Source organism: Vibrio sp. 1641 (assembly GCF_033339995.1).
GTDB classification, from domain to species: domain Bacteria; phylum Pseudomonadota; class Gammaproteobacteria; order Enterobacterales; family Vibrionaceae; genus Vibrio; species Vibrio alginolyticus.
The window spans coordinates 1-518 of record NZ_JAWOVP010000509.1 but is presented as its reverse complement, the minus strand read 5'-3'; the positions used below and the strand labels follow the sequence as shown (position 1 = coordinate 518).

Genomic DNA, 518 nt, shown 5'->3' with positions numbered 1-518 from the left:
ATCAGTTTGTCGTGACCGGCAGCTTCCAGTGCTTTACGAAGACGACGGATATGAACGTCAACAGTACGGTCTTCAACATAAACATTGGTGCCCCACACGTTATTTAGCAGCTGCTCACGGCTGTAAACACGCTCTTGATGGGTCATAAAGAAGTGCAGCATCTTGAACTCGGTAGGCCCCATATCAACCGCTTCATCATTCGCAGTAACACGGTGAGAAACAGGATCGAGTTTGAGACCTTGAACATCAATCACATCTTCTAATGCGGTCGGCGTAACACGGCGAATAACCGCTTTAAGGCGAGCAACTAACTCTTTAGGAGAAAACGGTTTGGTAATGTAGTCATCTGCACCAACCTCTAAACCGCGAACTTTATCTTCTTCTTCACCGCGAGCAGTCAGCATCACAACAGGAATGTTGCGTGTAAGCTCTTCACGTTTCATGTGTTTGATAAAATTAATGCCACTACCGCCAGGTAACATCCAATCCAGTAATACTAAATCAGGGAAGGGTTCAGC

Annotated in this window: 1 protein-coding gene; it reads right to left on the bottom strand. The window is 46.1% G+C overall.

Translation table 11 applies throughout. From position 1 onward, the window contains the following. The coding region (locus R7Z47_RS26835; protein WP_318131024.1) for a winged helix-turn-helix domain-containing protein at positions 1-518 on the bottom strand (518 nt) is incomplete at both ends.